This is a genomic window from Microcoleus sp. N9_B4 (assembly GCF_036701635.1).
In the GTDB taxonomy this organism is placed as follows: Bacteria; Cyanobacteriota; Cyanobacteriia; order Cyanobacteriales; family Microcoleaceae; genus Microcoleus.
This window is the reverse complement of sequence record NZ_JAUBRC010000094.1, coordinates 1-7,498: the sequence shown is the minus strand read 5'-3', so window position 1 is coordinate 7,498 and position 7,498 is coordinate 1. Positions and strand designations below refer to the sequence as shown.

Genomic DNA, 7,498 nt, shown 5'->3' with positions numbered 1-7,498 from the left:
GCAGGTAGTATCGAAGACTCGGACGCGAAGGTACACAAATATCACCGGGGCTATGAAGCGGCCGTGTCAGATGGGGAACTCAAGAAGAAGCGCGCCGATGCTCGACTCGGCAAACACTTGCACGCTCAACGCCCCGCCTATGCTCGTTTAGGGATGAGCCTCGACCAGGCTGCCAGCAATGCAGAAACCCGCATCGGTGAAATTAAAGCCAAGTTGCAAGGGGCAAAAGGATGACCAGGGCGATCGCAATCTTCAACAATTTTCTGATGGTTGCGGTTGCCTCCAGCTTCCTAAGCTGGATAGCTTCCTTGCACTCTAATGCTCTGGCATTTGTCAGGGCTTGTTACGTAATTTTCGCTTGCCTGTGGATGCTCAGTTGGATGCTCGACGACTGGTTGGTCAAAAAACTGAGCATTAAGGCGATCGACTTGCAGGGGATTTTGTGTTTGGGCTTTGCAGCAGCAGCGGTCGGGCTGGGGGTGATGCTATGTCGATTTTAAAAGTCTCAGTGTTGACGGCTTCTGCTTTTACTCTGTGGCTAGCGCCGCCATTTGTACTCAGCAAAAAAATACCTCTGCACAATTTCACAACTGGATTAGCTTTGCTCGGTTCGTTCGCTTGCTGCTTTGAAGCTCGCAGAGTCGCTGTCCGGCTCAGTCAAGTCGAGGAATTTGAGGCCATGAAATCAGCGGCAATTAACGCTGATGTGGCTGACGAACTGGCAACAGAAATTTATGTCAGCGAACAGCAGCGACGGATTGAAGCCGAGGCAATTCTTAATTCAGGCGATCGAACTGACGAGCGAACCGACGAACAAGAAGTCGAACTCAATTCGATTAGAGAATCGCTAGAACTGTTAGTTCTCAGGACTTCTAGCGGTTCTAGCGAACTGGCGGTAAAGACTTTAACCACTAGGCAACAAGAACAAATCGAATCAATTCTCAAGTGCTACGCAAGGGGTATCACAGGCAAAAACAAAATCCTTAAGGAGGTGTGGGGAGTGTCTGCCGGCAGTAGCCAAGCCTACCGAGATGCAAAGGCAGAGTATGAAGTTTTGCTCCCCTTCGTCAAAGGAGAGGATGCTGAAGACAAATAGCGCGCGCTGGAAGGGTGACACCCTTCCCTTTTTAGCGCGTTCAACTAAAAACAAGTGAACTGCGTCCTAGAACGGTTTAACCCTTCTAGGCTTAGCGAGTACAACTAAACACGAACAGACGCAGGTGAGCACAGGTGAACTCTGCGGACGAAGGGTTAACCCTTCGGCGCTTAGCGAGTGCAACTAGAAATCACTCAACTGCGTGGCGGAAGGGGGCTGGCGTATGGCCTGCCTCCCGGCCGCGAGTTCGTACCGGGATAGGTGATACCCGGTATACACCCAAAACAAGCAAAAAATTAGTAGTGAGAAATAAAAATTAAACCCTATAGGGTTCGATTTTCAGTAATGACGAGTAGAGGCTACTACCTATAGGTAAGATTTTTCTGTATAAGCTCAAAATCATGCACAAAGCGCGTTCTAGATTTTATGGCAATTATGCCTCTTGAATTGGTCGAGGTGATGTGCTAGCACTCCCCGCACCCTGCATATTTATCAACAAAAGAAAAGTAGAACCCTATAGGGTTCTTACGGATTGGCGACTATTGCAAAATACTCAAAACCCGCATTCTTGCGTACTTAATGAAAAAGGATACCTATAGGTGTCCTGCAGAACAGAGTTAATTAAAATCCGTGTTCGCAATCCCATCCGCCGCTAAAATAATCACATGAACAAGTGGCTACTTCGCCTGCTACGGCAGACAACTAAAAAAGTCAGACCAACGTTCTCGGCCTTACTTATTCGCGAAATTGGCGACCGGGCAAAGAGAGCGCGAAATCAGCGCGACTTTGTTGGGAAAATAAAAATCTATGCCAATTGGACGGCTCGCAGCCTACAACAGACTGGACGAATAGCCAAAAAAGCGATCGCTAACTTCGTGAAAGCGGTCAAGATGCTAGCTGAAATCTGGACATTCGTTGTTAAGGCGGTGTCGGAGGCTTCTTGCCAGCCTAGAATACGTCTGCTGCGTTGGCTAAAGCCATCCTTACGTAACAATCAAGTCTCTGAAAAAATAGACCTTGTACTTGAGGAGGTGAAGTGCCGACTTATTGAGAAATACTGGCCACCGACGCGACAACGCTGCGACTCTATTGCTCTGCCTACTAACGGGGCGGCGCCAATTACGCTTTAAACTTTCCAAAAAATCTAGACACCAAAAAACCGCTGTTTTCAATTGGTACCTGAAGCTCAGCGGTTTTGAGGATTATCCACATTCAACTCGTCTTGGGGCGAGCTAAATTTCATGTACACCAATGATACCTCGACTAACGGGCAAAATTCAACTACCTCCAATAGTTTTGATATCCGCGACCATCTAGAGAAACTAGAACCAGGCAAAGGCAAAGACTCTTACACCTGCCCAGTTTGCGGAGGCAATCGGCTAACTGTTGACACGAAAAAGGGAGCATATCAGTGCTGGAGTGGCGGGTGCAGCACTAAAGACATCCGAGAAGCTATTCGGCCGCTGAACGATTTCTTGGCAGAACGCAACGGACAGCAGCCCTCGCAGGTCGCAAAAAAACCGAAAGCCAGAAAGAAAAAAGAATACCCACCTGCACCAATTCCGATCGGGGCAAAACTTCTTATGTTACCCGCCCCCGGACAATCACCACAGCCAGAGCAATTAGCGAAAGATGCCCCAAAACGTGTTCCCTCCAACGCCACCCAAACTACTTACGAATACAGCAGCAATCAAAAGGCTGTGCGATACGAATGGCCAGATGCCGACAATCCAAAGGGACACAATAAAACCTACAGCCAATTTCACATAGACACTGACGGCAAGAAAGTTCGGACAAAAGGTGAGGCTCGCTGGCCCGCTTACCGAATAGATGAAGTAGTTGAAGCCTTGGCGGCCACCCCCGATGGTGTACCCGTTGCGATCCTAATGCCAGAAGGAGAACCAAACGTTGATTTAGCAAGAAGTTACAGCATCGCAGGGCTAACCATGCAAGGCTCGAATTGGAGCCACCCTGAAATTCAAATAATGCTGGAAGCACTGCAAGCTACAGGTAAAAACGTGGTTCTGGCAAAGCTACGCGATAACGATGATACGGGTATTAAAAAAGGTCAAGAAGTTTGGCTGGTTGCACGACACATCCAATTCCCTTGTGTAGTAATTGACCCGCGCAAGATATACCCCGACATCCCAGAGAAAGGCGACATCCGAGAAATTTTAGAAGCGATCGGGCCGGATGAATTCTTGACCCGGATGAATGCAGAAATTGCAGCACAGACTCAAAACCTAGAACCTCTAGCGACAAAATCGCCTGACCAGGACTTGCTACTTGAGAAAGGCTCGAACGAAACTCTCGACACGCCAACCGAAAACAACGCTTTGCGGTCAGACGACAAGCTAATCCAGGACTACAACAAAATCTCAGCATTTTTTGGCAACCGCATTCGGCTCAACAAACTGAGCAAGCGAATTGAAATCAACGGTCAGCCAGTGTCGATCGACCGCGCCAAAATTCAACTAGCTACCAAGTACGGCATTCTGGCGCGGTCAGGCAGGGAAGATTTACAGGACATATTGATGGAACTCGCCCATCAAAATGCTTACTCGCCCATTGAAGAGTACCTACTATCCCTACCGCAACCTAAAAATACAGCCATTCTCGACAACCTTGCCGAGCGGTATTTCGGCGCTACCTTGCCAATCTATCAATCCTTCGTTCGCAAAACTTTAATTAGTGCCGTTGCCCGTGCTCTGTCGCCCGGTTGCAAGGTAGACACTGCCCTGATTTTGCAAGGCGACCAAGGGTTCCTAAAATCTACCTTTTTTAAAATTCTTGCTGGTGGCATTTACTTTGACGACAGCGTGGGTGTTGTGTCGGACAAAGACGAGCGCTTAAAGTTGCACCGGGCGTGGGTTGTTGAATGGAGTGAACTTGAGAGTATTTTCAGCCGTCGCGACGTATCGTCCACCAAAGCTTTTTTATCCAGTTCGGTTGACGCGCTCCGGCCGCCTTACCACCGCGATACTCAAGATTTCCCACGAGCGAGCATCATTGTCGGCTCAACAAACAAGGATGAGTTTTTATCTGACGAGACAGGCAACCGCCGATTTTGGGTAGTACCAGTTGAGAAAAAAATTGATGTTGAGTTGCTAACTCAAGAGCGAGATGCAATCTGGAGCGCTGCACTGCTGGCTTACAAATCAGGTGAAAAATGGTGGCTAACATCCGAAGAAGACGCTTTCCTTGCACAGGCTAACCAAAACCATCAAATCACCGATGTTTGGGAAGCAGCTATCTTGAAACACCTACAGGATGGAGCTGCTTATACCATCTCCGACCTTTTAGAAAAGGCTATTGGGCTAGAACTAGCAAAACAGAGCAAGAGAGAGGAAATGCGTGTAACTGCCATCTTACGCCGGAATGGGTGGACAAGAGTTCGCAAACGGAACAACGGCAAAAGAGACTGGTATTGGGAAAAGGTGAGTCCAGAGGTGAGTCCGGCTTCAAATGCTTTGACTGTAAGTGTTTTAGAAGAAAACCACAAAAGAGGTGAGTCCGGGGTGGGTCCGGCTTCAAATGCTTTGACTGTAAGTGTTTTAGAAAAAGTGGACTCACTGGACTCACCTCTTTTATTAAACTTACCTAAAAATTTTGAACACACTGCTTACTCACAAGATGCAATGTCAGAAAAATTAGAAACCTTTGTAAAGTTTGGGGTAAATGGTGAGTCCAGTGAGTCCGGCTATTCTGAAATTAGCGAAACTCTGACAGGGCAACGATTAGATGTGGACTCACCTCCGGACTCACCCCCGGACTCACCTCTTTTTGAACAAGAGGTGAGTCCACCAAGTGAATACGCAATTTTTGAAATAGGTGATCGAGTTTGGATTAAGAATGCTGGCAGCCTGTATAACGGCGCAAAGGGTACAGTTGTAGATCCTTGGTACGGCAGTGCTGGTATGACCTACCTGGTTAAGCTTGACGAGCTTGTCAATAATATCCTGGAGGTCGAATTTGAGGTTTCTGACCTGATGCCAATGAAGAATTAGCTCCTCGCTTCCTCGCTTCCGAGATTCTACTTTCATTCCGCAAATTGCAGTCGCCGGGAGGGTGTGCACTTCCTGTGCGACTGTGTGCCAATGTCAATAAGATTACAGTTAAAAAATACTTTTCTGTAACCCTTGACAGTTACCTATAAGTTACTTATATTAGTTACAGATACCGATAAGTAACGGATAGGTAACTTATGGCAATTCCATCGGTGATACAGGGATTGATAGAGGCAGACGGCGGCAAGGTGTTTGAGCTAGACTCCCCCAAAGGTTTGACATGGTTAGAGTCAATCGGCTCTTTCAGGTTTGAGCCAAGCGCCGACAATAAGCCCTACACAGTCCGCAAGGAATCAGGCAAGGGCGGGGATTACTGGTACGGTTACAGAAAACAAAGTGGCAAGCTACATAAAAAGTACATCGGCAAAAGCTCAGAGTTAAACACGGCAAAGCTTGAAGAGATTGCCGAAGCTCTGAACACTCCCTCGCAGTCACGAGTTACAGATAAAGTTACAGAGGTTACAGAAGTTACAGGGAGGACTAATCAAGGGGTTACAGATAGCTGCGACGGCGATAGATTGACGGCTTTAGAATTGCAAGTGCAAACGCTGCAAGAATCTTTAGAAGCTTTACGGAGAGAACTGCCGGGAAAGTTAGAATCGAGTGATTCCTTTGAGTTACCCAACCCTGATATTAAAGTTACAGACAGCGGGTTGCAGATTGAGTTAGGTAACTTGCAGGCAGAAAGAGAAGAGATTGCCCAAATTAAGAAGGAGCTGAAAGATGCGGTGGCAGAACTGCACCGCGAACAACGCTCGACTGACCTTGAGAAAGCTCGCTGGCAGCAAGAACTGAGCGACGCTAGGTGTGAGCTAGCAGACGCAAAGGCAACTATGCTCAAGCAGTCGGACAAGATTCGGGAATTGGAGCGCGGCTACAGCTTGAAACCCAACCCCGCAGAATCTAGGTTAAGGCTTGAAATCGGAGAATTGAATCAGCAGCTCGCTGACCTAAAACAAAAATCAGCCATTGCCGGGAAAGACTTTCCCGACGTGGCTGACCTGCTAAACCAGTTGAGAGCCAAGCGGAAAAAATCAAAAACCGACTCGGCAGACATAGCAGCCATTCTAGAGATTTTGGAAGGTTGAGGCGACAAAACTTTACAGCCATCCCTTGACAAGGTGGCTGTAATACTGCGATCGTAAGTTTAAGGAAGATTGATGCGCGACTGACAAGCGATTGGACCCGCCTGCCAAGTCACGAGCTTCCCCACCGATTAAGTCACAATCGCTGGAGCCTAACAATTATGACAATTTCAGGTGATTGCCCACAGGGGCGATCGCAAAACTTATTGACGTGCGACTCGGTTGAGTTTGTCACAGTCGATCGCAAAACACTTGAGGAACTTCACTGGAGCCTTGCGAGGGCTGTGGACGAACTTGACTCTGTTCGCTTGCAGCACGAGTTCATTGTTGTTGCCCAGTTCTTCCTTTCAGGAATCCGAGGTAGACGAGCGGAAAAGGTTTCGCTATTTCTTGACAAGTGGTTTGAGCATTCTCCTGGTCAGCTCAAAGAGGTCGAGGAGAGCCTGGTGGAATCGCAGCGAGTATTCCAGCTAATTCTTGCTATGAGCAAAATGGGGGGCACATGATTTCTCCAGCCCCTCCGATGCGGTCACGCCGCCGGATTGAACACCTCAAACAACTCGCTTACGATTGCAATCTCACGAACGAGCAAGCGCGAACCTTTGGAAAACTCACGGCGACGGCAACGTGGGAAAAGTTGCTACTCGCGCACGGTCTAGAGTTCGATCGCAAACCTGAAATCACGTCTATTGACGGCTCGACCGTTCCGGCTGAGAGCCCACGTCAGATTAACTTGCTGGAATGGGTGGATTTTGGGCAACTGATAGCAGTCACGCTCGCATCGGCGGGACTGTCTGTGCTGCTTTTAAGTCTTTGGCCGCGAATCAATCCGCTTAATTTACTCCCACCTGTCCGCATCAACATTCAAATTGGAGCTTCAAAATAATGGGACTCATGCAAAAACTTCTAGGTGGTGGCAATCAAGCTGCTACCCAGTCCGGCGGTGGCTTAGTCCACGACGGGGGTCATAACATCGACAAATCAGTGGTTATGAAGGCCACGAGCGCCAATGCAATTAGTCCGCTCAATCCCGGAAAGTTTGCAGCAGGCGAGCGGTCGGTTCCGATCATCGAAAAACCCCGCTACTTTACCGAGGAAGAGGCCGACGCGATGAAGGAGCTAGCCAAGGAAAAGAAAAAAGGTGCTCAGCAATCTAAGCGCGGTTATGAAGCGGCAGGTAGTATCGAAGACTCGGACGCGAAGGTACACAAATATCACCGGGGCTATGAAGCGGCCGTGTCAGATGGGGA

9 protein-coding genes and 1 pseudogene are annotated in these 7,498 nt (G+C 48.4%); 9 read left to right on the top strand and 1 reads right to left on the bottom strand.

The features are described 5' to 3' along the window. The 3 genes and pseudogenes from QUA43_RS30320 to QUA43_RS30310 all read left to right on the top strand — a co-directional run. Positions 1 to 234: pseudogene (locus QUA43_RS30320) on the top strand (hypothetical protein); the annotation flags it as partial. Further along, a complete protein-coding gene (locus tag QUA43_RS30315) occupies positions 231 to 500 on the top strand; it encodes a hypothetical protein (RefSeq protein WP_333379441.1) in 270 nt (89 codons plus the stop codon). The pseudogene QUA43_RS30320 and the gene QUA43_RS30315, both read left to right, overlap by 4 nt. Next, a complete protein-coding gene (locus tag QUA43_RS30310) occupies positions 488 to 1,096 on the top strand; it encodes a hypothetical protein (RefSeq protein WP_333379440.1) in 609 nt (202 codons plus the stop codon). The genes QUA43_RS30315 and QUA43_RS30310 overlap by 13 nt, the downstream gene beginning before the upstream one ends. 621 nt (positions 1,097 to 1,717) lie before the next feature. Here the strand turns inward: QUA43_RS30310 and QUA43_RS31020 are convergent. Next, positions 1,718 to 1,798, bottom strand: a complete 81-nt coding sequence (locus tag QUA43_RS31020) for an SWIM zinc finger family protein (RefSeq protein WP_445302022.1) — start codon at positions 1,796 to 1,798, stop codon at positions 1,718 to 1,720. On the opposite strand from QUA43_RS31020, the gene QUA43_RS30305 reads away from it, so the two are divergent. The 6 genes from QUA43_RS30305 to QUA43_RS30280 all read left to right on the top strand — a co-directional run. Continuing rightward, positions 1,762 to 2,226 (top strand): hypothetical protein, encoded by a 465-nt coding sequence (locus QUA43_RS30305; RefSeq protein ID WP_333379438.1) that lies wholly within the window; start codon positions 1,762 to 1,764, stop codon positions 2,224 to 2,226. The two genes, QUA43_RS31020 and QUA43_RS30305, sit on opposite strands and share 37 nt — an antisense overlap. Before the next feature lie 111 nt (positions 2,227 to 2,337). Beyond that, positions 2,338 to 5,103 (top strand): virulence-associated E family protein, encoded by a 2,766-nt coding sequence (locus tag QUA43_RS30300; protein WP_333379436.1) that lies wholly within the window; start codon positions 2,338 to 2,340, stop codon positions 5,101 to 5,103. Positions 5,104 to 5,300: 197 nt separating this feature from the next. Next, positions 5,301 to 6,251 (top strand): hypothetical protein, encoded by a 951-nt coding sequence (locus QUA43_RS30295; protein ID WP_333379435.1) that lies wholly within the window; start codon positions 5,301 to 5,303, stop codon positions 6,249 to 6,251. Positions 6,252 to 6,409: 158 nt separating this feature from the next. Next, positions 6,410 to 6,754, top strand: coding sequence for a hypothetical protein (locus tag QUA43_RS30290; RefSeq protein ID WP_333379433.1), 345 nt, complete (start codon positions 6,410 to 6,412; stop codon positions 6,752 to 6,754). Beyond that, positions 6,751 to 7,134, top strand: a complete 384-nt coding sequence (locus QUA43_RS30285; RefSeq protein WP_333379431.1) for a hypothetical protein — start codon at positions 6,751 to 6,753, stop codon at positions 7,132 to 7,134. Before QUA43_RS30290 ends, QUA43_RS30285 begins: the two co-directional genes overlap by 4 nt. A gap of 8 nt (positions 7,135 to 7,142) precedes the next feature. Beyond that, on the top strand, positions 7,143 to 7,498 hold a 356-nt coding region (locus tag QUA43_RS30280; protein WP_333379430.1), incomplete at its 3' end, for a hypothetical protein.